This window comes from Pseudomonas sp. F220 (assembly GCF_057813935.1).
The window spans coordinates 1-25,596 of record NZ_JBVASJ010000051.1 but is presented as its reverse complement, the minus strand read 5'-3'; the positions used below and the strand labels follow the sequence as shown (position 1 = coordinate 25,596).

Here is a 25,596-nt window from a genome sequence, read left to right as displayed (position 1 = left end):
GGGGCGAGTCAAGCAAAGCACGGCCATCTAGAGCCTGGCGAGGCTGACCGAGTCATTTCCTGCCTCCACATCCCCCATCCTGCGGATCAATCTATAGAAGGTCGGGGGAGTGCCAAAGGATAGTTTTAGAGATAGCTTGTCTAACTAATAAAAATAAAAACGTTATAAATCATATATTTGTGATTATTTTCGACTCCTGGTGCCGCACCATACAAAACGAAGGCTCGCAGAAATGCGGGCCTTTGTTGTTTCCGCCATCCAGAAAACCCAACGCCCAAAAACACCCCGTAACCCCCGCCCCTCCGGTAGGCGCTGCCGAAGGCTGCGATCTTTTGATCTTAAAATCTTCAACCCCTACGCGAATCCGGCTTGAACCACCCCCAACTCGCTACTGATGCACCGCGCCGCTTGGTTGACATGCAGTGCTTTGGCCAAAGTGTCTTGGCTCAGCTCCTGTGCCTGACGCCGCTCGTGCAGCGGCATTTCGGCACGCAGCCTTTGATATCGCTGGTGTACGCAAACCCCAAGTGCGGTCCCTCATCGCCGAGCGGCATGACAGTGGCTTGCACCGTTGCACAACGATGAGACCCGCTCCACAAAATCAGCCGCAAAATCCTCCGGCGGGCAATCCGTTGTGCATAAACCCTGAAGCGAAAAGGCATAACACCCCTTCAGCAACGACACCCTGGGCTTCGCTCCTCTAGACTCAACCGGTGGTCGCAGAAAGAACCAAACACGTCGCTTTCGTGCAGATGAATCAAAGGCAGCGTGGCAAGCTGCCTTATATGCCCTGAAGAGGTGCGGCAAAGACCGCACCGGGCCCAACAAGATGCCCGCTCAGGGTGCCTGGCCAACGGCCTGAAAATGCCACGATACCGTGACGTGGTGTGAATGCCGCAGCCGACACTTTTCGGACAACCGACAACCGCCTGGTTTGTCCGTGACCGTGAGGAATGCTGTATGCCTGATGAGATGTTGCACCTGCCTATGGTCAACAGCCTGCTGGAGCGCCACAAGGGTTCGCCCGGCGCGCTGTTGCCGATCCTTCATGATATTCAGGAGGGCATCGGTTACATCCCCGATGCCGCCGTCCCCGAGATTGCCCACGCCCTGAACCTGAGTCAGGCCGAGGTTCGCGGGGTGATCAGCTTCTACCATGACTTCCGCACCGCCCCCCCGGCCCGACATATCCTGCGTCTGTGCCGGGCCGAGTCCTGCCAGAGCCGCGGCGCCGAGCAGCTCGCAGCGCAGTTGCGCGAACGCCTGCAACTGGACGACCACGGCAGCAGTGCCGACGGCAACATCAGTCTGCGCCCGGTGTATTGCCTCGGCGCCTGCGCCTGCTCGCCAGCCCTGGAGCTGGACGGCCAGGTGCATGCGCGGCTCAGCGCCGAGCGTCTGGATGCCCTGCTCGACACTTGCCTGGAGGACGCATGATGCCGAGTCTCTATCTGCCCGTTGATTCTCTTGCCCGTGCCGTGGGTGCCGATGAGGTGGCCGTGGCCCTTGCCACTCAGGCCCGGGAACGCAATCTACCGCTGGACCTGCAACGCACCAGCTCTCGCGGCCTGTACTGGCTGGAACCGCTGCTGGAAATGGACAGCCCACAAGGCCGTATCGGCTTCGGCCCGGTGACCGCTGCCGATGTGCCGTCCCTGCTCGATGCGCTGCAAGGCGAGCCGTCCGCCCATCCACTGGCCTTGGGCCTGGTGGAGCAGTTGCCTTATCTAAAGACTCAACAACGCCTGCTGTTCGCCCGCGCCGGCATTACCCGGCCGCTGTCCCTGGAGGATTACCGGGCCCACGGTGGCTTCGAGGGCTTGACCCAGGCCATCGCCTTGGGCAGCGAGCAGACCGCGACCGCAGTGTTCGATTCGGGTCTGCGTGGCCGTGGCGGCGCGGCCTTCCCGGCCGGTATCAAATGGCGCACGGTGCGCGGCACTCAGGCTGCGCAGAAATACATTGTGTGCAACGCTGACGAAGGCGACTCCGGCACCTTCGCTGATCGCATGTTGATGGAAGGCGACCCCTTCCTGCTGATCGAAGGCATGGCCATTGCCGGTCTTACCGTCGGGGCCAGCTACGGCTACATCTATGTGCGCTCGGAGTATCCACAGGCCGTGGCCACACTGCGCGAGGCGCTGGACATCGCCCGGTCCGCCGGTTACCTCGGCGCCAATGTAGGCGGCAGCGGCCAAGCCTTCGATATGGAAGTGCGAGTCGGTGCCGGCGCTTACATCTGCGGTGAGGAAACCGCGCTGCTGGACTCTCTCGAAGGCAAGCGCGGGATCGTCCGCGCCAAGCCACCCATCCCCGCCTTGCAGGGCCTGTTCGGCCTGCCGACCCTGGTGCACAACGTGCTGACCCTCACCTCGGTGCCGCTGATTCTGGCCAAGGGCGCGCAGTTCTATCGCGATTACGGCATGGGCCGCTCCCTGGGCACCATGCCCTTCCAGCTGGCGGGCAATATTCGTCACGGCGGCCTGGTGGAACGGGCCTTTGGCCTGACCCTGCGGGAACTGGTGGAAGACTACGGCGGTGGTACCGCCAGTGGCCGGCCGCTGAAGGCCGCCCAGGTTGGCGGCCCCCTCGGCGCCTGGGTGCCACCCGGGCAATTCGACACTCCGCTGGATTACGAAGCGTTCGCCGCCATCGGCGCCATGCTCGGTCACGGTGGAGTGGTGGTGGCTGACGACAGCCTCGACATGGCCCACATGGCGCGCTTCGCCATGCAGTTCTGCGCCGAGGAATCCTGTGGCAAATGCACGCCATGCCGCATCGGCTCGACCCGGGGCGTGGAGGTGATCGACCGTCTGCTGGCCGCGCCTGACCAGAGCGCTCGTGATGAGCAGGTGATCATCCTCAAGGACCTGTGCGACACCCTGCAGTACGGTTCGCTGTGCGCGCTGGGCGGCATGGTCTCCTTTCCGGTCGCCAGCGCCCTCAAGTACTTCCCCGCCGACTTCGGTCTGCAATCTTCGGAGGCCGACCAATGATCACTCTCTTCGACCCGAATACCGATATCGATCTGGGCACCCCTGCTCGCAACAGCGAAGTGCAGGTCACCCTGAACATCGACGGCCGCAGTATCAGCGTGCCCGAAGGGACCTCGGTGATGCGCGCCGCCGCGCTGCTGGGCACAACCATTCCCAAATTGTGCGCCACCGACAGCCTGGAAGCCTTCGGCTCCTGCCGCATGTGCCTGGTGGAGATCGACGGCATGCGCGGCTACCCGGCGTCCTGCACCACGCCGGTCAGCGAAGGCATGAGCGTGCACACCCAGACGCCGAAGCTCGCGACCCTGCGCCGCAACGTCATGGAGCTGTACATCTCCGATCACCCGCTGGACTGCCTGACCTGCTCGGCCAACGGCAACTGCGAGCTGCAAACCGTAGCCGGCCAGGTCGGCCTGCGGGAGGTGCGTTATGGCTATGAAGGCGACAACCATCTGGCCGACCTGAAGGACACCTCCAACCCCTACTTCGACTACGACCCGAGCAAGTGCATCGTCTGCAACCGCTGCGTGCGCGCCTGCGAAGAAACCCAGGGCACCTTTGCCCTGACCATTACCGGGCGCGGTTTCGAATCCCGGGTCGCGGCCGCCGGTGGCGAGAACTTCCTCGACTCGGAATGCGTGTCCTGCGGCGCCTGTGTGCAAGCTTGCCCCACCGCGACCCTGATGGAAAAAAGCGTGGTCGAACTGGGTCAGCCCGAGCGCAGCGTGATCACCACCTGTGCCTATTGCGGCGTGGGCTGCTCGTTCCGCGCCGAGATGAAAGGCGACCAGGTCGTGCGCATGGTCCCCGACAAGAACGGCCAGGCCAACCACGGCCACTCGTGCGTCAAAGGGCGCTTTGCCTGGGGCTACGCCACCCACCCGGATCGCATCACCAAGCCGATGATCCGCAAGTCCATCAACGACCCTTGGCAGGAAGTCAGCTGGGATGAAGCGGTGACCTACGCCGCCAGCGAATTCCGCCGGCTGCAGCAAAAATACGGCCGCGACTCCATTGGTGGCATCACCTCCAGCCGCTGCACCAACGAAGAAACCTACCTGGTGCAAAAACTGGTGCGCGCTGCCTTCGGCAACAACAACGTCGACACCTGTGCGCGGGTCTGCCACTCGCCGACCGGCTATGGCCTGAAACAAACCTTGGGCGAGTCCGCCGGCACCCAGAGTTTCGACTCGGTGATGCAGGCCGACGTGATCCTGGTGATGGGCGCCAACCCCAGCGACGCCCACCCGGTGTTCGCTTCCCAGCTCAAACGCCGCCTGCGTGAAGGCGCGCGGCTGATCGTCATCGACCCACGACGCATTGATCTGGTGGACACGGTGCATGCCCGCGCCGAACTGCACCTGGCGCTGCGCCCCGGCACCAACGTCGCCATGCTCAACGCCCTGGCCCACGTCATCGTCACCGAAGGCCTGCTCAACCAGGCCTTTATCGACGCCCGTTGCGAGGGCAGCGATTTCGCCCAGTGGAAGGCGTTCGTCAGCCGCGCGGAAAACTCGCCGGAAGTCCTTGGCGAAATCTGCGGCGTCGCCGCTGCCGACATCCGCGCCGCCGCCCGTCTGTATGCCACCGGTGGCAATGCGGCGATCTACTACGGCCTGGGCGTCACCGAACACAGCCAGGGCAGCACCGCGGTCATGGGCATCGCCAACCTGGCCATGGCCACCGGCAACATCGGCCGCGAAGGCGTGGGCGTGAACCCGCTGCGTGGGCAGAACAACGTTCAGGGCTCCTGCGACATGGGCTCCTTCCCCCACGAGCTGCCCGGCTACCGGCACATCTCCAACGAAGTGGTACGGGCGCAGTTCGAACAGGCCTGGAACGTCACCCTGCAACCTGACCCGGGCCTGCGCATCCCCAACATGTTCGAGGCAGCCTTGGGCGGCAGCTTTAAGGGCCTGTATTGCCAGGGCGAAGACATCGCCCAGAGCGACCCCAATACCCAGCACGTCACCGCAGCTCTGTCGGCCATGGAATGCATTGTGGTGCAGGACATTTTCCTCAACGAAACCGCCAAGTTCGCCCACGTGTTCCTGCCGGGCTGCTCGTTCCTGGAAAAAGACGGCACCTTCACTAACGCCGAGCGGCGCATCTCCCGAGTGCGCAAGGTCATGGACCCTCTGGGCGGCAAGGCCGACTGGGAAGGCACCGTGGCCCTGGCCAACGCCCTGGGTTACCCCATGAACTACCAGCACCCGTCAGAAATCATGGATGAAATCGCCAGCCTGACGCCGACCTTCAGCAACGTCAGCTACGCCTCACTGGAGCGCCACGGCAGCCTGCAATGGCCGTGCAACGCCGCGGCGCCGGACGGCACGCCAACCATGCACATCGAGGAATTCGTGCGCGGCAAGGGGCGCTTCATGCTCACCGGCTACGTGCCCACCGAGGAAAAGGTCAACAGTCGCTACCCCCTCCTGCTGACCACCGGGCGCATCCTCAGCCAGTACAACGTCGGCGCCCAGACCCGGCGTACCGACAACGTTGCCTGGCACGACGAAGACCGTCTGGAAATCCACCCGACCGACGCCGAGAGCCGTGGCATCAACGAAGGCGACTGGGTCGGCATCGGCAGCCGCGCCGGACAGACCGTACTGCGTGCGCGGGTCACCGAACGGGTAGCCCCAGGCGTGGTGTACACCACCTTCCACTTCCCTGAATCGGGGGCCAACGTCATCACCACCGACAACTCTGACTGGGCCACCAACTGTCCGGAGTACAAGGTCACCGCCGTGGAAGTCAGCCGCGTCTACCACCCTTCCGAGTGGCAAAAACGCTACCAGGAATTCAGTGACGAACAACAACGCCTGCACGACGAACGCCGCCAGGCACGCACCGCCGGAACAAAAGCCGAGGTACGCCGATGAGCACTGCCAACCTGATCAAAATGGCCAACCAGATCGCCCAGTACTTCGCCAGCGAACCGGACCCGCAACAGGCCGTGCTCGGCGTGCGTAATCACCTGCAGATGTACTGGACGCCCGGCATGCGCAAGGAGTTGCTGGCCTGGCAGACGGCGCATCAAGGGGCAGACTTGCACCCCCTGGCGCAGGCGGCGGTCAGTGGGGCGGGCTGGGAGGCTTAGGTTCACACGATCCCTTGGGATTGCCCCGATAAGGCGCCGTGGTGATTTAATTTAGATTAATCACTACGACCCCTTTTGGTCGGATTTTCCGAGGACACCGGAGGCGGTATGAAAATGTTGTTTCTCGTTCGTCATGCCAAGTCGAGTTGGGATGACGCTGCGCAGCTCGACAAAGACCGTCCATTGAACGATCGCGGCAGACGCGACGCGCCTAAGATCGGTGAGCGCTTGGCCACGCGCGATCTGAAGCCCGACCTGATCCTGTCGAGCCCGGCCGTGCGTGCGCTCGATACGGCGGAGATCATCGCCAGGAAGCTCGATTACCGGCGCAAGGACATAGTCGTGGACGATCGGCTGTATGCCGTCGAGGCGAATGACCTGCTCGAGGTCATCCGCACGCTGAGCGACCGGCTGAAGTCGGTGATGATCTTTGGCCATAACCCCGCGTTGGTCGAACTCGCGCAGCGGCTGTCCAGCAAGATCACCGACATGCCAACGTGCGCTGTCGCCGAGTTCAGGTTCGATGCGAAGTCATGGTCAGAAATCGGCGAGATCGAGCCCGCACAAGTGGCGCTCGACTATCCAAAAAAATCCTGAGATCAGGGGGCGTCGTGATTTAGTTCAGATCAATCACTACGACTCCTTTGGCCCTATCCACTTCTCAGAGGTCATTGTTCCCGGATGCCGCTCCCGCCTGGGGCCCTTTGCCGAGAAAGGGGACGGTTTCCACTTCCAGCATCAGCAACACCATTTCCGTCAACTCGGCGTCGGACTTCTGTCCCGCATAGAGGTCATGGAGTGCTTTGGCGAAGGGAATGCGCAGGTCTTGGTTTTCTTCGCGGGCGGTATCGCTGTATTGCATGAGTTCACCGATGGCTCGCAGCACAGCCCCTTGCCACCGAGCGGTGGTCCTCGGACCATCGCTGGTGATTGCAAGCAACTTATCCTTCGTCAGCTGGCGAAGGGCCGGTTCCCGCAACGGCTTAAGCGGCCTTGGATTGCGAGTGATCTTTGACATACCGGACGATACTCAGCGTTTCCTGCCGGAACTGCTCGTAGTCAATCTGCTGGGCGTTAATAAAGGTGCTGCCCATCATGGTCAGCGAGCCCATAAAGCTGGCTTCGGAAATTTCCTCGTCGCTCGCGCCAAACAAGCGCGCGGCTTCGGTATGGAACAGGGCGCAATACTTACAACGGGTCGCCCCGGACACCGCCAGACCTATCAACTCCTTGTACTTATTAGGAATCTTGGTATCCGCCAACCAGAAGTCCCGGGCTACGCCCCAGAATCCGACCGCTCCGCCTTCCGGCATCTGCTTAATCCACTCCGGTATCTGACCGAGGGTCTGTTCAATTTCCCGATAAGTATCATGAATGGCCATTTGACACCTCCTTGCCTCTCTGGAGGCATCTGCTCCAGAGATACAAGTAGTAGTTTAGTTCGCCGGTAGCCATGCCAGAGCCGGCAGCAGGACGACTCCAGCAATGAATTCTTAAACATCGTAGAAACAATAGGATGGATTTAGATTTTTTTAGCGCAATGACGTACCACTAAGTACCTGGAGTTATCAAACTTGGCGGGTTGGCTCAGAGACGATACCGGGGCGTGGTGATTTAATTTGGATAATCACTCCAGCTCCATTAGTTCTCTCATGTACGCATTGTTAGAGGTGTCCAATTCTGAATAAGGTTTACACCTGTTTCAGGAGCAATTCCTGGCGGGGTGACGCTGACTCCCCCTCCCGCTGAAGCGCAAGTTCTGCCAGTAATCTGAACTCTTGCAGCAGACCGCGGACATAAACGATCTGGTTGATTGCCCAACGCTCTTCCTCGGCCATCATCTGCTCCAGCGTAAAACCGTCGGGCAGTGAGGTTTGACTCATCTCTCGGTAAGGAATAATGGGGTCTTCGTCCTCGTCCACTTGACGGAATGCGGGGGCGACATAGTGGTTTTCCTGCTCCAGGATAAAGGCGATGACCTGGGGTCCATTCTCTCCGAGCATCAACAGTTCGAACAACATGCGGGCATTGGGCAGGTCGTCCTCGGCACTGCCCTGTAGCACGCCATAGTGACCGACTCCATTTTCCTCGGGAACGACACGCACACCTTTCATGTGCACTTGCCGGATATGCGAAGCCAAGGTTTTCAGAGCCGTTAACGGTTGTTCGGCGGCATTGATCATATTGCCGAAATCGAACAGCGCGTGCAGGCGCGGATGATTGATGCGCTCGAGCAGCGTGACAATCTCGCCACTTTTCAGCTCTTCATGCTGTTCAAAGTCAATGTAGAGGTCATACCGTTCGGCTTGTTTGGCGAGGTAGTGCAAGTCCGATTCGATGGTGTTTAAAACCTCGGAAAGCCGTCCTCCATAGCGCGAGTAGACGCGGATGTTCTGCACCCCCATAACATGCGCCACCTCAACCACCCGATCCACGTCCGCCTTTTGGGTACTACTGATTTCCAGGTGGATGTCCAACCCCAGCACCTCGGCCCTTTGGCTGACAATGCGCAGTTGATCGTCGCTCATCTGCTGAAGACTGCGCTCTTCGCCATCCAGTAGATGAATGCTGACGCCGTCGAGCTCATGACGATAGGCGAAATCCAGCAGGTCAATCGGCCGGTATGTACCATAGGTCAGCTTCATCATCTGGGGGTAAGCATGGGCGAACAAGCGCATGCTATCGAGTCGTTCAAGCAGCTTGATCGCCAGCGCCGGGGTTAGCTGAGGTACCGGCAGGCCCGCTGCCTTGTGGCGCAATAATGCATCGAAACGCGACTGGATTAACGACATTCCGCCCCCTGGTCCTGACCCGTAACGCTGCGCTCATGTTGCGCCAACTGCCAGTCATACTGTCGCCATTGATGCTGGTCGGATACCTGTTTTAGCGCTGGCGCGGGGTTGACGACACACGCATGCTGGACCGCGTGCAATAGCGGCAAATCATTCACCGAGTCACTGTAGCCATAGCTGCCCTGCAAGCTGTTGCCATGGTTCTGCAGCCACGCCTGCAAGCGCTCTACCTTGCCTTCCCGAAAACTGAGCACCCCTTTAGTCGCGCCGGTGAAGTTGCCTGCTACCTCTTCAAGCTCAATGGCGATCACCTCGTCCACGCCCAGCATGGCCGCGATACGGCGGACGATAAAGTCAGCCGTCGCCGAGATAATTAATAGCGTGTTCCCCTGTTGGCGATGCCACTCAATTTGCCGACGCGCGGCTGGAAATATGCGCGTGGAAATCATGCTGGCGACAAAGTCATCAGCCCATCGCTCCACTTCGCTGACGGCCACCCCCGACAACGGTTGGAGCGTAAAGTCCATGTACTGCGCCATGGATAGTTCACCCAGATGATAGGCCTGCATCATCGCCTGCTCGGTGACCAGCATGTCGGCTGCTGCCACACCGCGCTGCACCAGATAGCGCAGCCAGAGACTGGAGCTATCGCAATCGATAATGGTGTCGTCCATGTCAAAAATAGCCAAAATCGTCATGCGACCTCCTGCAGTTCTTCACGATTGAACAGCAGGTCGAGCTGCGCGCCTGTCGGCAGCAAGGACTCTGAACTGCGATTGAGCATATCGACCATCAACGAACAACCTTGCGCATCGACGTGGTAACGAATGACGTTGCCGAGCAGTTGATGGTGACGTACCGTGGCGCGGCACGGCGCGCCCAGATGTGGGCCATAGCTGCGGCCCGCTTGCGCCACATGGATCGCTTCCGGCCGGATTGCCAGTTGTCCTTGTATGTGCAGGCCAAGCAGTTGTTTCGCCTGGCTGGCATCCAGCAGGTTGTAGCTGCCCATAAAGCGCGCTACAAAACCATTGGCTGGACGGGTGTAGATTGTCTCCGCGCTGCCTTCCTGCACGATGCGACCGCCATCCATGACAATGATGCGGTCGGACAGCATCAGCGCTTCTTCCTGATCGTGGGTCACGAAAATGGTCGTCAGTTTCAGCTGCGACTGGATCCGTCTGATCTCTTCCTGCAGGTTCTTGCGGATGCGCGCATCCAGTGCCGACAGCGGTTCATCCAGCAGCAAGATGCGTGGCCGCACCACCAATACCCGCGCCAGGGCGACACGCTGACGCTGGCCGCCGGAGAGCTGACTCACGAATTTGTTCTCGTGCCCCTGCAATTCAACCAGGCGTACCGCGTCGGTCACCCGTTGGAAGGTTTCATCGACAGAAACGCCCTGCATTTTCAGGCCGAAGGCAATATTGCCCATCACCGTCAGATTCGGAAAAAGCGCATAACTCTGAAATACCATGCCGATGCCGCGTTTTTGCGGAGCAAAATGGGTAATGTTGTTTCCCGCCACATGAACCTGGCCGCTATCGACGTCAGTTAAACCGGCGATACAGCGCAACAAGGTCGACTTGCCGCAGCCACTGGGACCGAGCAGGGTCACCAGTTCGCCTTCCTTGATATTGAAATTGATGTCGTCAAACACGCGGGTCTTGCCCGGGCCTTTGCCGAAGTATTTCGACAAGTTGGATACTTCAAGATAATTCATCGCACAGTCCTATCGACTCAAGCGGGTGGCAATCCAGGTCACGACCAGCGTAAATATGAAATAACTCATCACCACGGCACTCACAAAATGGCCGCTGGTGGAGCGCACGGAATAGAGGTAGACGTTCAAGGTTTCGTAACGGCTGCCAACCAATATGTTGGCGAACACGAACTCGCCCAGCAGGAAAGAGAACGAGAGAAACAACGATGCCATCAGGCCCTTGCGGATATTCGGCAAGATCACCCGCAAAAAAGCGGCGGGAGTGCTTGCCCCTAGCAGATGCGCCGCATCCATCAGGTCACGCACGTTCAGCCCTTGCAGACCGTTGGCGAGTGCCCGGTACATGAACGGCAGGACAATCGTGAAATAGCACCCTATCAGTACCCACGGCGTACCGATCAGCGGTAGCGGGCCGTCGGCATAAATCTGCAACAAACCCACTGACGAGACCACGGGCGGCACCGCGAACTGGATCAAAATCAGGATGTTCATCCAACGATCCAAGTGCGGAAAGTAATAGAACACGACAAATGTGGCAGGCACGATGACCACTGTGCTGAAGACCAATGTGCCCAGTGCAATCAACAGGGAGTGGCTAAATGCGGTCAAGAAACGCGGCTCTTGCCACAACTTGAGATACCAGTCGAACGTCAGCCCGTCGGGTAATATCGTTGCACCCCAGTGCTGGGAAAATGAATAAATCAGGGTCGCCAGAACAGGGATACTGAGTAGCGCCATCAAGCCATACAGCACGAACTGGTGATGACGGTTAGTGTGCATGGTAGCTTCTCTTCATTAAGAGCTGGTTGACCATCGCCACGAACAGCAGCATCGCCACCAGAAGCACGGACAGTGCTGCCGCCAGATTCGGTTCCAGAGAAATGTCCCCGGAGACCAGGCTGGAAATGCGGATGGTGACCAGGTTGTAGTTAGAGGTCATCAGTGCGTACGCACTGGCATACGCCCCCATGGCATTAGCCAACAACAATATGAACGTGCCGAATACCGCCGGCAGCAGCACCGGCAACGCAACCAAGCGCCAGTAACTGGCACGGCTGGCACCCAGCAAAGAGGCGGCCTCTTGCCAGTCGTCTTGCAGCGCATCAAAGGCTGGATAGAGCAACAGTACCGCTAGTGGTATCTGGAAATAGCTGTAGATCAGCGTCAGCCCGGTCTGCGTGTACAGATTAAAATCAGTCAGCCAACCCCATCGCCGCAAGAGCAATGTCACGGCGCCATTGGTCCCCATCACAATAATGAAGGCGAATGCCAATGACACCCCACTTAGATTGCTGGCCATATTGGTGAATGCCACCGTCATGTCGCGGACAACGCAATCCACCCGTTTCAACGAAGCGGCGGCCACCAGCGCGATGGCTAATCCAATCAGGCTGGAGCAGACGGAAACCCAAAGGCTGTTGCCAAAGGCCTGCCGGTAAAACGGGGAATGCAGGATCTCACTGAAATTCGCCAGCGACCATGCGCCATCAACCTGCACGCTGTTGATCAGCAGCCATGCTGTCGGCGCTAATGAAAACAGCGCCAATACACATAACAAGGGCAACAGCACCAGTGCCGCCCGCCAGTGGCGAAAGCGTGGGTAATGCCGGGTGTTGATAGTCACTGGCATTGCCAGCGGTTTCGATGCAGATGTCATACAGCTAGCAATTCCGTGTTACATGGTTTTTGATAAGTGAGCGCGAGATACGGCCGCAGTAAAACCTTAGTGCGGCCATTGCCCTGCTCTCTGTTCTAATGGTCACCTCTAAAAAACATAGCGAACGACCCAAGTCGCGCAGTAAGTTTTTTAGAAGCGAACTAACGCGGGTGGAATTACTTGTTATAAATCATGACTTGTTCTTGCCACTGCCGTGGTATGGCCTTGGTAGTCGTCTCCCAAGCGGCGAAATCCTGGATCGGTTTGGCGTTACGATATTGCTCAGCCGACAGCATCTTGTCTGTTACATCCTTCGGCAGGACGACGTTGCTGCGAATCGGACGCGCATAACCACGCGCCAGGTTAATCTGGCCGGCATCGCTGAAAATGTATTCACGCGCCAGTTTGGCGGCGTTCGGATGCTGCGCGTATTTGTTGATGATGGTTGAATAGCCGGCACTCACGCTACCATCCGCGGGAATGGATACCGTGAACTGGGATGGATCGAGCTTGTCGCGGTAGCCCAATGACGTGAAGTCCCATAACAGCGCGACTTCCACTTCACCTTTTTCCATGTTGGCGAGATTCGCATCGGTCATGGAAAGCCGTCCTTGTTTAGCCAGCTCGGCAAATAACTTATACGCAGGTTGCAGATTTTTTTCGTCGCCGCCATTGGCAATCGCCGCTGCCAGCAGAGCGCTATTGGCTTGCGCCGAGACGCCCACTTCGCCTACGGTCACCTTATAGTTGCCTTTGAGCAAATCGCCCCAGGTCTTAGGCGGATCCTTGACCAGCTTGTTGTTGCTGATGAAAGAAATGGTCCCGCTGTAAGCCACCACCCAATGACCGTCTGCGTCCTTGGCCCAAGCCGGAATATCGTCCCAGGTGGTCGGTTTGTAGGCTTGGGTAACGCCCTTTCTGACTGCAATCGGGCCGAAAGACTGGCCAACGTCGCCGATATCGCCTGATGCGTTCGATTTTTCAGCGTCGAATTTTGCAACTTCCTGCCCCGAACTCATGTCGGTGTCCTGATGTACCAGGCCGTATTTTTGCGTGATCTGGGCCCACGTATCTTTCCAGTTCGCCCAGTTATCCGGCATGCCCAAACTATTGACCGCGCCTTCTTTTTTGGCTGCGGAGACTAAAACATCCAGGTCCGGCTGCGCGTACGCACTAGAAACTGCAATCGACAAGGCACTTGCAAGCAAACTCGTAATCAGCATTTTTTTCATGAGATAGCCGTGGTATAGACCAGATTGGGGCGGAAACTGGAGGTTACACATAAAAAATGACCGAAATGTGACACTCGGGACGTTCCGACTCAGTCCCCGAATGCGATGAAACATGCGTTAAGCACCTGACTGAGATAGAACAGGGCTGTCGTTGCGCCAGGGAACGTCTGTCGATGCCACGCTCATTCACGCGCCCGGCTCGACCAGGAACCAGGAAGGTAAGCTGCACCAGAGCGCAAACGCGGACGAAGGTCGAGACCCGCTCCGGGTGATCAAACGTCAGAGGGGTAGTGGGCGAGGTGTGCCCGAAGAGGGTCAGTTGAGTGTCGTAAAGGTAATGAAATCATGAACTGGGATAATATCAGCGCTCAGAAATCATCCAGACCATCACCGTGACAGAAAAAATCACCACCCAAGCTGCCACCATCTATCACGCCTTGGCAACGCAAATCATCAATGGCACGCTGGCGTCCGGTAGCAAGCTCCCTTCCGAGCGAGAGCTGAGCGAGCTGTTTTCCACAACCCGCATCACGCTCAGAGAAGCCCTGCAAAGAATGGAAGCGGAAGGATCGATCTATCGGGAAAGCAGGCGCGGCTGGTTTGTTACCCCACCCCGACTGGTGTACAACCCCTTCACACATTCACTGTTCCACCAGATGGTCGAAAGTCAGGGGCGCAAGGCGCTCACACAGGTCATTTCGACCAGTACGGAATTGGCGAGCCCGGAGTTATGCCTGAAGTTGGCGGTGCTGCCGTTAAGCATGCTGCACTGTATACGCCGCCTACGTTCAGTCGATGGGCGCCCCGTGATGTTTGTAGAACATTATCTGAAACCAGAGCTTTTCCCGGACATATTGAAACTGGATCTGACTCAGTCGCTGACATTGATTTACCGAAAACACTATGACATCCATTGCGGCCGCGCCACTTTTGATATTTACCCGACCGCAGCGCAGGCCAGTGTGGCGAATTATCTCAATCTGCCAGAAGGCAGTCCGCTGCTAATGATCATTCGCGTCAACTATGATCAACATGGACAGATTCTTGATTGCGATCGTGAGTTCTGGCGTCATGACGCAGTCCGAATTTCCATGGACAGCCAAACACTGCATTCTGACAAGGTAGCTTAACCATCCTCATGCAAGTGATGAAACGTTCACCTCTGATTATCTGAACTGCCTCGGCAATTACCTACTGCTTTCAAAATCCCACAACTGTGCCGCGGGCAATATCGTATTTGCCAGAAAACTGGCGACCTACAAAATGAAGGCTCGCAGAAATGCGAGCCTTTGTTGTTGCTGGAGTTTGGAAAATTTACGCCCGCCAGATTCAGCGCCCCAACAAAAACCCCGAACCAGTCGCAATGCTGTTCAGTTAAGCGAACGCTGCGACCCTGTAGGAGCGAGCTTGCTCGCGATGGATGTTAACGATAACGCGTGTTTTCTGAATAGACGCGCCGCCCTTGAGTCCATCGCGAGCAAGCTCGCTCCTACAAAAGAGACCTCATTTCCTTAAGTGAACAGCATTGCGAACCAGTCGGGGCTTCTTTTTTCTCAGCCTTGCATCAGGCCTCGCTCACTCAACCCATCATCAGAAGATGTTGATCGGGTAGTCCACGAACACGCGCACTTCGTTGCCGCTGACGTTGTATTCGCTGGATTTCTGCGACACGCGCAGGATCGAGCTGCGCAGTTTCACGCTCAGGTCTTTGGCCGGGCCGCTTTGGACGACGTATTTGAACTGGTTGAAGATTTCGCGCTCGGTGCCGCCGGTGCTGGTGGAGGTGGTGATGTTGTCGCCACGCACGTAGGCCACGTTGTAGCTCAGACCCGGAACACCGAAGGTGCCGAAGTCGAGGCCATAGCCCAGCTGCCAGGAGCGTTCGTCTTCGGCGTTGAAGTCGGACCAGTAGGAGTTGGCCAGATAGATGGTGTTGCCACCGTCACCCGTGCGACCGGTGTTCTGGTAGCCGCCGTACGGGTAGCCCAGGTTGCTGTCGCCGGTGCTGCGCTGATGAGCGAGGGTGAACGAGTGCGGGCCGGTAACGAAGGTCGCTGCCAGGCTCCAGATTTTGTTGTCGTCGCCTGTCACGCCCTGCTCACGGACGTAGGAGTCTTCCAGCTTGGTGCGGTAGCCGTTGAAGTCCAGGGTCAGCGATTGGTCGCTGGCCAGCGGGAACACGTAGTTGGCATTAACGTACTGCTTCTTCATCACGTCTTCGACGTCGGAAGCGTACAGCGCAGCTTTGAAGTTATCGGTGAACTGGTAGCTACCGCCCAGGACGTTGATGCTTTTCAGGCCACCGCTGTCACGGCCTTCAGCGCTTTTGCGCGATTCAGCGGTGAACCGACCGGCGTTCAGCTCCAGGCCTTTGATCTCCTTGGAGGTGATCAGGGTGCCGGTGTAGCTTTCCGGCAGCAGACGCGAGTTGTCGTAGCTCAGAACCGGCAGGGCAGGCATCTGATCGCCGTACGTGAGCACGGTGTTGGAAACACGGAATTTGACCGCCGCGCCGCCTTTGGACAGGTCGTCCGCAGCGCTGCCGCTGTCGCCTTGCTTGAAGAAGTCGATACCGCCAGCGCCGCTACGGCCCTTGCCACCATCGATGCGCAGAGCGTACAGGCCGAATGCGTCCACACCCACACCTACAGTGCCTTGGGTGAAGCCCGAGGAGAAAGTGCCGATGGCAGCCTGGCCCCATTCGGCTTTGTCCGGATTACCATCCTTGTAGTCGCGGTTGATGTAAGCGTTGCGCAGCAGCACTTTCAGGCTGCTGTCTTCAACAAAGCCTTTGGACTCAGCTTGGTCATTGGCCATTGCCTGAGTCGCGCTAAAAATCCCCAGGGCGAGCAGACCGATCCGTTTGTTCAACATATTATTTTTTCCTGATTACTGGTTAATGCGCACTGTGACCGCAGGCTGAAATGGCGTTTTTACGCTCTTTTTTCAGCCCAAAACAAAAAGGCCCGCCCACGAATAATCGCAGCGGGCCTTTTATTATTTTGAAGTCGTGGCTGATGGCCACAGGCGTTGGCGCGAATCCTAGCCGCGCCATCAATGTTGTGTCAATTTCGTGAATCGTCTGTGAATAGGCGAAATTCGTCTAAGAACTCACTTGCCAGCGATGGACAATTGCACCGTATGGCCAGAGTGGGTTCAGTGTGCGCAGCCATCCAGACCACAGGCCTGAATGCTTGATGACGATTCGTCCGCCGCAGTGCCGACCGACTGACTCAGCCAAGTGGCGAAGGCTTCAGGTTTGCCGAGCCAGGGGCTGATATCGATCAGCGTGAACTGACCTCCTTGCTCTAACACCAATGTCGGGAAACCCTGGCCACCGACCTGGGCCAACAACGCGCGACTTTCTTTTATATGGTTCTGGGTTGCGCTCGCAGCGGCCGCCTCAAACGCTTCTTCGAAGGCTTGAGGTTCGAAGCCAATGGCCCCGGCGAGTTCCAGCAACACATCTTTATCTGCGATGCGCCGCCCCTCGACGTAATGCGCTGTCTGCAAACGCCCCAACAACTCCAGACCACGCCCGGCCAATTGCTCGGCAGCCAGGATGGCAGCAATTGGCGGCGCAGAATCGAAGACCGCCGAATGATCGCGCAACAGGCCTTCGAAATACGCCTCGCCAAATGGCTGCCCGGTGTACTCGGCGATGCGCCGGTCATGGGGTATCACGTAATCACGCAATTGTGGCGAAACACTCTGACGATTATTGCCGGTCATCATGCCGCCGCCATGGGCAACGACTGGCAAAACGGCCTGTGCCGCTTGCACCAGGGGTTTGGCGCCATAGCACCAGCCGCACAGGGGATCGTAGATGTAGTGAAGGGTCGCAGCAGACATGATCAGCTCCAGCAGAAGTCGTGAAAATTCGATGTCGGCAGCCTAATCCTCTGCTTGCCAGTGAAAAACGCTGGAATGGCTTTTAGTTTGTTTCGCGAATCGGTCGAATGCCGTGCAGCGCAGCAGGCAAAAAAAAAGCGCTGCCATCCCGGCAGCGCTTTTACCAATCCGTTGTTTTCTTATCCTTCCATCACATCCCACAACGCTTCAAGTTCCGCCTCGCTGAATAAACCAGCGGGGTAGCGCTCGATCATCATCCGGCGCGGATCAGGGTCTCTGATCTGACGCGTTCCATTGGATTTCAACCAGTGTGCCAAAACCTGAAGCGATTCGCTGTTCATTGCCAAGGGATGCGATGCCCGCTCGCTGACCGTGTTTACTTCGGCGTTCATTTCAGCGCTCTCTCCTGGTTTGTGAGCGGCTAACTTATCCAAGGTTTATGACAGAACATCGCAGTTCTACACGTCCGAGAATTACTCTCAGATAGATACAAGAGATGTGCCAATGTAGCGTTTTGAAGGTTTTCAGACACAAAAAAGCCCGCAGTCCTGACGGGCTGCGGGCTTGAGGCGAATCATGCAATTGGACAAATCGTGAATATCGTCTATGGAGCGACATCCGCTGTTACAACCTCACTCAACCTTTATGTGGAGCCGGCTGTTGTTGGGTAAGGCAATGGATATTACCGCCACCCAGTAACAGTTCACGGCCGGGCACCATGACCACTTCGTGCTGCGGGAACAGGCTCTGGAGAATCTCCTTGGCCTGGTTATCCAGCGGATCGTCGAAACTCGGCGCAATGATGCCGCCATTGACGATCAGGAAGTTGACGTAGGAACCCGCCAGGCGCACCGAAGGATTGCGCTCCTGAGTACCGTCCACTGGATCGACACCGGCACACTCTTCTTCGGTCGCATACAGCGGGCCCGGAATCGGCATTTTGTGCACTGTAAAGGTGCGGCCCTTGGCGTCGCGGCTGCTTTCCAGCACCTTCATTGCCGCCTGGCAACGCGGGTAGTTCGGGTCTTGCGGGTCATCGGTCCAGGCCAACAGCACTTCACCCGGACGCACGTAGCAGCAGAAGTTATCCACATGGCCGTCGGTTTCGTCGTTGTACAAACCGTCCGGCAACCAGATGATCTTATCCACAGCCAGCTGCGCGCTGAGTACCGCTTCGATCTCGGCACGGTTCATGTGCGAGTTGCGATTGCGGTTAAGCAGGCATTCTTCAGTGGTGATCAGCGTGCCTTCGCCGTCGACGTGAATCGAACCACCTTCAAGCACAAAGCCCTCGGTGCAGTAACGCTGGCAACGCTCGATTTCCAGTATTTTGCCGGCAACCTGCTCGTCACGGTTCCACGGCGAATACAAACCGCCATCGAAACCGCCCCAGGAGTTGAAACCCCAATCGATGCCACGGACTTCGCCGTTGTCGTTAATGACAAACGTCGGGCCGGTATCGCGGACCCAGGCGTCATCGCTGGACATCTCGACCACGCGAATATTCGGCACGTCGAGACGTGCCCGAGCGTTCTCGTACTGCGCAGCGGATACCGCCACGGTCACGGGTTCGAAACGGGCGATGGCCTTGGCCACCGCCACGTGCGCGGCCTGCGCTGGCTTGCCGCCCAGACGCCAGTTGTCCGGGCGCTCGGGCCAGATCATCCAGGTCTGGGTCTGCGGTGCCCACTCGGCCGGCATGTAAAAACCATCGGCGCGAGGCGTGCTGTGCAAAGTACTCATGGCGATCAGGACTCCAGCGAACCGTCGAGGGTCTTGATCGCGCCGTACAGGTTCGGGCGACGGTCACGGAACGAACCCCAAGCGCTGCGGGTGTGCTCCAGCTCGTCGAGGTCGAAGCTGTGGACTAATACGCCTTCTTCGGTTTCGTTGAGTTCCTGGACTTTCTCGCCGAACTGGTTGGCGATGAACGACGAGCCGTAGAAGGTGATGTCGTAACCATCCTGCTCTTCATTGCCGATGCGGTTGCTGGCGATCAGCGGCATAAGGTTAGCGCCGGCATGGCCTTGCTGCACGCGCTGCCAGTGGTCGCGGGACGAGATGGTCTTGTCGTGCGGTTCGCTACCAATGGCGGTTGGGTAGAACAGAATTTCCGCGCCTTGCAACGCCATGCTACGGGCGCATTCCGGGAACCACTGGTCCCAGCAGATGCCGACACCGATCTTCGCGTAACGGGTGTTCCAGACTTTGAAGCCGGTATCGCCCGGGTTGAAGTAGTACTTTTCGTGGTAGCCAGGGCCATCCGGGATGTGGCTTTTACGATAAATCCCGAGATTGGTGCCGTCGGCATCGATGATCGCGATGCTATTGAAACGTGCACGGCCAGCCAGTTCGAAGAAGCTGATTGGCAGAACCACTTGCAGTTCTTTGGCGACTTTCTGGAAGTGCTTGATGGCAACGTTGTCTTCAACAGTCGTGGCCAACTGCAGATAATCCGGATTCGGCTTCTGGCAGAAATACGGGCTCTCGAACAATTCCTGGATCAGGATGATCTGCGCGCCCTTGGCAGCGGCCTCACGGACCAGCTTCTCAGCGGTCTCGATGTTGGCTTCAAGGTCCCAGGAACAGGCCATCTGGGTAGCGGCGACGGTAACGATACGGCTCATGAATCATCTCCTGGGCGAGTACAGAGGGTCGATTTTGGCATCGACCGATGACAGAAATGGGAACGGCAAGGCGCGGTTATCCACGCCGTGGTGTTATGGCGACTTTATAGCCGATAAAAATCGGCTTTAAAAGCGTTTACATCTCCACCCATCGAAAAAATTTCATTAAATACCGATAACAATCGAGTTTTACACCCTGTGGGAGCGGGCTTGCTCGCGATGGCGGTGGGTCAGTCGACATCAGTGTTGAATGATAAACCGCCATCGCGAGCAAGCCCGCTCCCACAAGGGATGTGTTTACAACCCTTCATCCAACACCTTCGACAAGGTGTCGACAAAGAAATCCACGCTTTGCCGTGTGGTGCACATCGGTGGTTTGATCTTGAGGATGTTCAAGAAGTCGCCGGTCGGCTGCATGAAGATCCCCAGCTCACGCAAGCGATCGCACAACGCGGTGGTTTCTTCGGTGGCCGGTTCCAGGGTTTCGCGGTTGCGGATCAGCTCCACTCCCAGATAGAAGCCCGAACCGTGGACCGCGCCGACCAGCGGATGACGGTCGATTAGCGCTTCAAGACGCTCCTTAAAATGTCCGCCAACGATCTGCGCGTTTTCCCACAGTTTCTCTTCTTCCATCACGTCCAGCACTGCCATGCCGATCCGGCAACTGACCGGGCTGCCGCCCGCCGATGAGAAGAAATAACCCTCGGCCTCCAGCGCTTCAGCGATTTCCCGGCGAGTAATCACCGCGCCCAATGGCTGACCGTTGCCCATGCCCTTGGCCATGGTGATGATGTCCGGCACCACGCCCTGCTCTTCGAAGCCCCAGAAGAATTTGCCCATCCGGCCATAGCCGACCTGCACTTCGTCGGCGATGCACACACCGCCCTGCGCGCGAACCCGCGCGTACACCTGTTGCAAGTAGCCCGGCGGCAGCGAAATACCCCCGGCATTGCCGTACACCGGTTCGCAGATGAAGCCGGCCAGCTGGCGATTCTGCTCGGCCAGTTTGGCCAGGTTGTGCTCGACGCTGCGCACGTAATCCGGCGCACTGTCGAGGCCGCGGAATTCGCCACGGTAGGTGTTCGGTGCGGTCACCGGATGCACCCAGTCCGGACGGGTGCTGAGGGCTTTCGGGTTGTCGGCGATTGAGGTGGAAATCGCATCGGTGGCCACCGACCAGCCGTGATAGGCCTCAAGCACGCTAAGCACATCACGCCCGCCGCTGTAGGCCCACGCCAAACGGATCGCCAGGTCATTGGCCTCGGTGCCGCTGTTGACCAGGAACACCCGGTCCATGGAGTCCGGCGCCAGCGCCAGCAGGCGTTCAGAGAATTCGGCGATCGCGGCGTAGTGAAAGCGCGAGTTGGTATTAAGCAGCGACCACTGCCGGCTGGCCTCAGCAGCCATGCGCGGATGACCGTGGCCTAGCACCGCGACATTGTTGAGCATGTCCAGATAGGAACGGCCCTGCATGTCGATCAGGTGGTTGCGCCAGCCACGTTCGATGCGCGGCGGATCGACGTAATAGTGTTTTTGCGAACGGGCGAAACTGGCGTCGCGGCGGGCCAGCAGGGTCTGTGGATCGAGTTCAGGTTCAGCATCGCAGGCCAGGCCCAACAGCGTCGCTGGCGAGGGGCACAGCGCCTGCCAGGCTGGCGCCCGTGAAGGTGTGCAGAACAGCGGTGGGCTAAGTTCCAGGCCTCGGCACAACTGCACCCGCAACGCGCCGCTGGCCTCGCCCAGGACCTGGCCTTTTACCAGCGCGGCTCCCGAATGCAGCGAAGGACTGACGCCCCATAGGCGCACGCTCAACTGCGCACTGTCCAGCCGCAAGGTGCCATCGGTTGCCAGGTGCAAAACACCGGCAAACGGTGCCTCAACTGCGGTGCCTCGCGGTACCTGCAATTGCACATTCAGCGGGCAAGTGTCCGGCTCGACGGCGCTGTCCGGGCAAGTCCGGGACAAACGGTATTGCCCATAACGACTGGCTGCCAAGCCATGAGTCGCGGCGGCTTCCACCAGCAAGCGCTCGTCAATCCCCTCCTGCTCCCAGTTGCCCGCCTCGAAATGCGGGCTAAGCACGCCGAGATCAATCAGCGCGAACTCACGCCCCACCAGACTCGGCAGCAACGGCGCAAAGCCTTCGCTGGCAATCAGCGGCAACGAATGCCCCACCGCCGTGAGGATCGCCGCCTCCATCAGTTCGAACGGAACCGACGTGGCTACGCGGAAAATTTCCCACTCGTGAGTGAGGTTGTCGCGGCTGTATTGATTCTGCGGATCAATGCTGACCTGCTGCTCCCCGCTGAGCACCAGTACCGCCGCACGTGCGACGATCAACGGCCAGAGCGCCAGCAACTCTTCATGCTGCAACGGATTGACCGCGTGATAGGCCTGGATCGCCGGAAGAATGCAGAACGGATCACCATCGGCATGGTGTAGCAGCGCGGCGCAGGTCACCGACAGATCGGTAATGCGCCAGGTACGAATCAGGTCGCCGAAATCGATAACGCCCTGCAACTGCCATTGGCGCTGCTGATCCCGCAGCCAGACCACGTTGTCATCGGTGATGTCCATGTGGATCGCCTGCACCGGCAGCTTTGCCACCAGCGGTTGCAAACGACGCTCGGCGTGCAGCGCAGCCTCGGCAATCAACGCTCGCTGGCGTTCGTCAGTGATCACCGGCAAAAGATGAGTGATCAGCGCGTTGGCGTGTCGGGCATCCCATTGCAACGCGCGCTCCAGCCCCGGGTGCTGGAAGTTGGCCAAGGCCAGATCCATCTCACCACAGAGTTGTCCCAAGCCGGACACCAGCTCATGGCCCAAGTGCTTGAGGTGGGTCAGCGACTGGCCTTCGATGTAATCGAGCAAACGCACGTGCAGCGCTTGCCCGGCCACGTCCAGAGTGAGCAGGTCTTGACCGTTGATCGCCGGAATCACCCGTGGCACATGCAGGCCGGGATGCGCGCCCAGATGCTTGAGGGCCGCGTGTTGGGCCTCAAGCTCAATCCCCGCGTAGTCGCCGCGACAGATTTTCAGGACGAAACGGCCCTGGTCGCTGTCGAGCCGATAGTTGAGATCCTGATGGCTGCCCAGCGAGTGCAGCGTTCCGCTCAGGCCGTAATGCGCCTCCAGTAGTTGCAGCGCCTGCTGCGCAGTGACCTGCGGGCTCGGTAGATTGGCGCGATGGATCAACGTGGCGAGCGACATACAACGACCTCTGGAATTTTTATCAGGCGCCTATATCGCCACCGCGACCGCCGATACGCAACCCCCTTCGATGCGGGTCAGTCATCGGTGACGGATAAATATTTAAGCGCGCCAGCCATTCAAAGACATTTCCTACGCACTGCGTCGAGTGGCAGGAATGTTCGGCTTTTACCCATGCTCATAGGCTGACTTCCTTGGACAGGGAAGCCAGTCACTCATGCCAGAACGCTCATACCCACTGACCTACAAAGATCAACTGCGTCGCCGCATCCTGACGCCGCAGCCGTCGCCAGAACTGTATCCACCCATTGCTGCTTTTCTCGCCAACACGCCATCTGATCCTGAACCCGTAACGCCGTTCGGCTGCGTTTTCGCCAAGTCCTGCAATCTGCCGGACGGCATCATCAACTACGCCAACCCCTCCGGCTTCGTCCCCCTGGATGCGTTGAAAGATTACGGCCACTTCGCATTATTGGGCGCACGTGAGGCCGACAGCTCCGGCGCCGTCCCGCTAAAGAAAATCAGTGGCAGTGCATTACCGGTCGGCCTGGGTGGTCTTGCTCTGGCCGGATCATCGGTCAGCAGTGTCACAGCAGCAGCCGGCGGCACCGTCGCCGCCGGCCTGCTGACCGGCCTGGTCGCCCTGCTCTGGCCCTCCGAACTCGGCGACAGCGCTCTCTACAACGAAGACCAGCTGCGCTCGCTCAAGCAAGCCAACTCACGGGTGCGCCTGCACGTCGAACAACAAGCCGACGGCACGCTCAAGGGCTACGGCTTCTACACCGGCAAAAACGCCGACTGGCAAATGATCGACATCATCCAGTTCCAGGCTCGCGGCAGCCAACAAGTAGCCGTGTTCGGCGACGGACTGGAACTGATCTGGACCCCAGCCATCAACCCCACCGACACCCTCGGCATCCCGGCACTGGAAGCCGCGCCACAAGCACCAAACATCTGGGTCTATCCTCCATCCGAGGCCAGCAACGACATATTGGTCAACCCGATCTACCCACCGGAGTATCAGGATTTCATCCTGGTGTTCCCGGCGGATTCGGGGGTTAGGCCGCTTTATGTGGTGGTGAGTGTTCGGCCTGGTGATCACCAGTACCACCAGAAACCTACATTTTTGCCTGCTTTTCCTGACGCAGTTCGCAAGCCACCTAAAACACCGATTAGAGGTGGTGGCGGGCTTCGACCACGCTGGAAGGAACCCAATAGCTATATCTACGAGTGGGACTTTGAAAGAGGCAAAGTAGAGAAATACACCAAACGTGGAAAGCACCTTGGTGAGTTCGACCACATTACCGGTGAACGTACCAAAGATGCCGACCCCAAAAGATGGATAGAGCCATGAAACATTTAATTCTAGTGGTGCCGTACGGTAGCGATTCAATTTCGGAAGAAATCGAGCTTAACGTAACAGCAACTGAGCTCCAGCCCGTTATGGGTTGGGAAAATGAGAACGACTGCATCTATGACTACAGACTTACTGCTCAACAAATAAGCGGCATTGAGAGGCTTATCTCACAGTCCCTGCCAACAAATGTTGACCTTTATCTTTCTTGCGACGCGTAAAGACCGCTTACCGGGCCTGTGACGGTAGCCATATAGGGGCATTCGACCACGTCACTGGCGAGCGACTTAAACCGGCAAAAAAAGGCCGGAACATAAAAAATATAGGTAAGAACAGCACTATGGGTTTGAGACTGAAGCTGCACTGGTTCGACAAGGTCACCGGATACTGTGAAGGAGAAGTCTATTCACAGGACTTCGGGGACGATGGGGCGGTTATCGAGTCATTGGGTTTGCAACCCGACGATACTGTAAACCAAGGGGTATTTGATGTACCTGCGGAATGGGTAGCACTCATTCAGCCTTACTTTAGCCATACCATCGATATAAGTGCTCACGACTATCAATTGGGATTCGCCTATAGGGATCAATGGTGACAGCCCAGATGAAAGAGAACCCCTTACACATGATCATGGGTGTTCAGCGTGGTGAAGACTTCCCATGCTTTGAAAAAAATCTGCCCATTTCGACAATCGATCTCGTATCCATCATGGGCTGGCAAACAGACAACGATTGCGCCTTCGATTATCGCCTCACCGAACAACAGATCAGCGATATAGAGAAAGCCTGTTCATTGGAATTACCCAAGGGTTTAGAGCTTTTTCTAACCAGCTACGCATAAATCCAACCAGACCACGACATAGAACACTACTCATGCGCAGAATTTCATTTTCAGACAAAAAAGTACGCAACATCCCAAGACGCCTAAGGAGACGCTGAACAATTAACCCGTTCGCACCGCCCCCATTGCCAAGCCGGTTTTTTTCAACCTGCCGGCCTTATTTTGCATTTCCAGGGCCGATTTTCGCCCTCATTTTGCTGATTTTCGGGT

At 58.0% G+C, this 25,596-nt stretch carries 24 protein-coding genes and 1 pseudogene; 10 read left to right on the top strand and 15 right to left on the bottom strand.

Annotated features, from left to right (window positions below; all coding sequences use genetic code 11):
* Positions 1-402: 402 nt before the first annotated feature.
* Positions 403-495, bottom strand: a pseudogene (locus tag ACZYSM_RS26955) (transcriptional regulator); the annotation flags it as partial.
* Between the two features lie 465 nt (positions 496-960).
* Between ACZYSM_RS26955 and ACZYSM_RS26950 the strand changes: the two are divergent.
* From ACZYSM_RS26950 to ACZYSM_RS26930, 5 genes are all read left to right on the top strand, one after another.
* Positions 961-1,437, top strand: a complete 477-nt coding sequence (locus tag ACZYSM_RS26950) for a formate dehydrogenase subunit gamma (protein WP_489076370.1) — start codon at positions 961-963, stop codon at positions 1,435-1,437.
* A complete protein-coding gene (locus ACZYSM_RS26945; RefSeq protein ID WP_489076368.1) occupies positions 1,434-2,996 on the top strand; it encodes a formate dehydrogenase beta subunit in 1,563 nt (520 codons plus the stop codon). The genes ACZYSM_RS26950 and ACZYSM_RS26945 overlap by 4 nt, the downstream gene beginning before the upstream one ends.
* Complete coding sequence (gene fdhF, locus ACZYSM_RS26940; protein ID WP_489076366.1) at positions 2,993-5,881, top strand: formate dehydrogenase subunit alpha; 2,889 nt, start codon at positions 2,993-2,995, stop codon at positions 5,879-5,881. The genes ACZYSM_RS26945 and fdhF overlap by 4 nt, the downstream gene beginning before the upstream one ends.
* On the top strand, positions 5,878-6,099 hold the full coding sequence (locus tag ACZYSM_RS26935; protein ID WP_489076364.1) for a formate dehydrogenase subunit delta: 222 nt from the start codon (positions 5,878-5,880) through the stop codon (positions 6,097-6,099). Before fdhF ends, ACZYSM_RS26935 begins: the two co-directional genes overlap by 4 nt.
* 108 nt (positions 6,100-6,207) lie before the next feature.
* On the top strand, positions 6,208-6,696 hold the full coding sequence (locus ACZYSM_RS26930) for a SixA phosphatase family protein (RefSeq protein WP_489076362.1): 489 nt from the start codon (positions 6,208-6,210) through the stop codon (positions 6,694-6,696).
* A gap of 64 nt (positions 6,697-6,760) precedes the next feature.
* On the opposite strand, the gene ACZYSM_RS26925 is transcribed toward ACZYSM_RS26930, so the two are convergent.
* From ACZYSM_RS26925 to ACZYSM_RS26890, 8 genes are all read right to left on the bottom strand, one after another.
* Complete coding sequence (locus ACZYSM_RS26925) at positions 6,761-6,961, bottom strand: hypothetical protein (RefSeq protein ID WP_489076360.1); 201 nt, start codon at positions 6,959-6,961, stop codon at positions 6,761-6,763.
* A gap of 121 nt (positions 6,962-7,082) precedes the next feature.
* Positions 7,083-7,481, bottom strand: coding sequence for a carboxymuconolactone decarboxylase family protein (locus tag ACZYSM_RS26920; protein ID WP_489076358.1), 399 nt, complete (start codon positions 7,479-7,481; stop codon positions 7,083-7,085).
* A 309-nt stretch (positions 7,482-7,790) separates the two neighbouring features.
* Positions 7,791-8,891: a sugar phosphate isomerase/epimerase family protein gene (locus ACZYSM_RS26915; protein ID WP_489076356.1), complete on the bottom strand. Its 1,101-nt coding sequence runs from the start codon at positions 8,889-8,891 to the stop codon at positions 7,791-7,793.
* The gene (locus tag ACZYSM_RS26910; protein WP_489076354.1) at positions 8,882-9,589 is read right to left on the bottom strand and encodes an HAD family hydrolase; all 708 of its coding nucleotides are present in this window, start codon (positions 9,587-9,589) and stop codon (positions 8,882-8,884) included. The genes ACZYSM_RS26915 and ACZYSM_RS26910 overlap by 10 nt, the downstream gene beginning before the upstream one ends.
* Positions 9,586-10,614: an ABC transporter ATP-binding protein gene (locus ACZYSM_RS26905; RefSeq protein WP_489076352.1), complete on the bottom strand. Its 1,029-nt coding sequence runs from the start codon at positions 10,612-10,614 to the stop codon at positions 9,586-9,588. The genes ACZYSM_RS26910 and ACZYSM_RS26905 overlap by 4 nt, the downstream gene beginning before the upstream one ends.
* Before the next feature lie 9 nt (positions 10,615-10,623).
* Positions 10,624-11,394 carry an ABC transporter permease gene (locus ACZYSM_RS26900; protein ID WP_489076350.1) on the bottom strand — a complete coding sequence of 257 codons (771 nt, stop codon included), beginning with the start codon at positions 11,392-11,394 and terminating at the stop codon, positions 10,624-10,626.
* Positions 11,384-12,244, bottom strand: coding sequence for an ABC transporter permease (locus tag ACZYSM_RS26895; RefSeq protein ID WP_489076348.1), 861 nt, complete (start codon positions 12,242-12,244; stop codon positions 11,384-11,386). The genes ACZYSM_RS26900 and ACZYSM_RS26895 overlap by 11 nt, the downstream gene beginning before the upstream one ends.
* Positions 12,245-12,447: 203 nt before the next feature.
* Entirely contained in the window at positions 12,448-13,503 is a 1,056-nt protein-coding gene (locus tag ACZYSM_RS26890; protein ID WP_489076346.1) for an ABC transporter substrate-binding protein, read from the bottom strand.
* 392 nt (positions 13,504-13,895) lie between these two features.
* On the opposite strand from ACZYSM_RS26890, the gene ACZYSM_RS26885 reads away from it, so the two are divergent.
* Positions 13,896-14,633, top strand: coding sequence for a UTRA domain-containing protein (locus tag ACZYSM_RS26885; protein ID WP_489076344.1), 738 nt, complete (start codon positions 13,896-13,898; stop codon positions 14,631-14,633).
* A gap of 460 nt (positions 14,634-15,093) precedes the next feature.
* Here ACZYSM_RS26885 and ACZYSM_RS26880 read toward each other — a convergent pair whose 3' ends face one another.
* From ACZYSM_RS26880 to ACZYSM_RS26855, 6 genes are all read right to left on the bottom strand, one after another.
* Positions 15,094-16,377 (bottom strand): OprD family porin, encoded by a 1,284-nt coding sequence (locus ACZYSM_RS26880; RefSeq protein WP_489076342.1) that lies wholly within the window; start codon positions 16,375-16,377, stop codon positions 15,094-15,096.
* Positions 16,378-16,659: 282 nt separating this feature from the next.
* Positions 16,660-17,355 carry a DsbA family protein gene (locus ACZYSM_RS26875; RefSeq protein WP_489076340.1) on the bottom strand — a complete coding sequence of 232 codons (696 nt, stop codon included), beginning with the start codon at positions 17,353-17,355 and terminating at the stop codon, positions 16,660-16,662.
* 179 nt (positions 17,356-17,534) lie between these two features.
* Positions 17,535-17,747, bottom strand: a complete 213-nt coding sequence (locus ACZYSM_RS26870; RefSeq protein ID WP_489076338.1) for a hypothetical protein — start codon at positions 17,745-17,747, stop codon at positions 17,535-17,537.
* Between the two features lie 244 nt (positions 17,748-17,991).
* Positions 17,992-19,098 carry an agmatine deiminase gene (aguA, locus tag ACZYSM_RS26865; RefSeq protein ID WP_489076336.1) on the bottom strand — a complete coding sequence of 369 codons (1,107 nt, stop codon included), beginning with the start codon at positions 19,096-19,098 and terminating at the stop codon, positions 17,992-17,994.
* 5 nt (positions 19,099-19,103) lie between these two features.
* Positions 19,104-19,982 (bottom strand): N-carbamoylputrescine amidase, encoded by an 879-nt coding sequence (gene aguB / locus ACZYSM_RS26860; protein WP_489076334.1) that lies wholly within the window; start codon positions 19,980-19,982, stop codon positions 19,104-19,106.
* A 297-nt stretch (positions 19,983-20,279) separates the two neighbouring features.
* Complete coding sequence (locus ACZYSM_RS26855; protein ID WP_489076332.1) at positions 20,280-23,192, bottom strand: aminotransferase; 2,913 nt, start codon at positions 23,190-23,192, stop codon at positions 20,280-20,282.
* Positions 23,193-23,409: 217 nt separating this feature from the next.
* Here ACZYSM_RS26855 and ACZYSM_RS26850 point away from each other — a divergent pair, with 217 nt between their 5' ends.
* From ACZYSM_RS26850 to ACZYSM_RS26835, 4 genes are all read left to right on the top strand, one after another.
* A complete protein-coding gene (locus tag ACZYSM_RS26850; protein ID WP_489076330.1) occupies positions 23,410-24,546 on the top strand; it encodes a colicin E3/pyocin S6 family cytotoxin in 1,137 nt (378 codons plus the stop codon).
* Positions 24,543-24,767 carry a DUF7683 domain-containing protein gene (locus ACZYSM_RS26845; protein ID WP_489076328.1) on the top strand — a complete coding sequence of 75 codons (225 nt, stop codon included), beginning with the start codon at positions 24,543-24,545 and terminating at the stop codon, positions 24,765-24,767. Before ACZYSM_RS26850 ends, ACZYSM_RS26845 begins: the two co-directional genes overlap by 4 nt.
* A 119-nt stretch (positions 24,768-24,886) precedes the next feature.
* Entirely contained in the window at positions 24,887-25,141 is a 255-nt protein-coding gene (locus ACZYSM_RS26840) for a colicin E3-like toxin immunity protein (protein WP_489076326.1), read from the top strand.
* 8 nt (positions 25,142-25,149) lie between these two features.
* The gene (locus ACZYSM_RS26835) at positions 25,150-25,386 is read left to right on the top strand and encodes a DUF7683 domain-containing protein (protein WP_489076324.1); all 237 of its coding nucleotides are present in this window, start codon (positions 25,150-25,152) and stop codon (positions 25,384-25,386) included.
* Positions 25,387-25,596 lie beyond the last annotated feature (210 nt).